Source organism: Myxococcus sp. AM010 (assembly GCF_013372585.1).
Taxonomy (GTDB): Bacteria; Myxococcota; Myxococcia; order Myxococcales; family Myxococcaceae; genus Myxococcus; species Myxococcus vastator.
On the sequence record NZ_JABXEO010000209.1, the window covers coordinates 1 to 1125 of the forward strand.

The 1125-nt window shown below is 69.0% G+C and carries 1 pseudogene; it reads left to right on the top strand.

The features are described 5' to 3' along the window. Window positions 1–169: 169 nt before the first annotated feature. Window positions 170–1125: pseudogene (locus HV826_RS36340) on the top strand (hypothetical protein); the annotation flags it as partial.

Below are 1125 nucleotides of genomic sequence, written 5' to 3' on the forward strand. Positions count from 1 at the left end.
GGGTGGCGGCGGCGGTGGCGGCCGGATCCTGGTCCAGGCCGCGACTGCGAATGGTTGTGCGGCCACGTCCTCCGTATCGAATGGCATCGCGGGCAGCGCGGTGGGCGGGGGGCACGCTGGGGCTACGCCTGGAAACAATGCGTTTCCTCACACCGGGCTTGCCACGTTCATGCAGGTGGCCCTGACTGCCCCTGCCGCGCCGGTGATTGCGCCCGCGACGGCCGTGACGACGAACAATCCGCTGCCGACGCTCACCGGAACGGGGACCGCCGGGACCGAGGTGGTGATCTACCAACGCATCTCGGGTGTACCGAATGGCCCGGAGTTCGGCCGTGCCGTAGTCGGTACGACGAACTCACCCACGGCGTTCGCCGTCACCCTCTCCCGGGCATTGCCCACGGGCAATACCGTGCTGATGGCCGTCACCGAGGCCCAGGGACTCCAGGGCCCTCCCAGCAACACGGTGACCTACACCGTCGACACCACCGCGCCCGACACGCATTTCACCGCGAACGGCACTCCCACGTCTCCGTCACGACTGGCGAACGCGGTCTTCCAGTTCGCGTCGAACGAGACGTCGGGCATCACCTTCCACTGTGTCCTTCAGACCGGCGACATCGCCTCGCCACCCGCGGTGGGCGCCGGCGCGTGGCAGACGACGCCGTGCTCGGGGACGGGGACTCATACGACGGGCACGCTGACGAATGGGGAGACGTACACCTTCTGGGTCCGGGCGAGGGATGCAGCGGGCAACGTGGACACGACGCCTGCGCGCCATGTCTGGCGGGTCGACCTATCTCGGCCCACCACGGATTTCGCCGACGGCGGTACGCCTCGGGTGGACTTCAACGAGGCGGTCGCGGTGTTCCGGTTCGAGTCGAACGAGGACCCGGTGACGTTCCAGTGCGCACGGGATGATTCGGCAGCGACCCAGGCTCCGGCGGAGGGCAGCTCCCGGTGGCAGGACTGCGCGGCCTCCCATCTGACGCCTGCGTCCACCTACCTGACGCCGGTGCTGACGGATGGCGCCTACACGCTGTGGGTGCGGGCGAAGGACGCGGCGGGGAACGTGGACAACGCTCCACCGCATCACACCTGGACGGTGGACCTGACGCCGCCCGACAC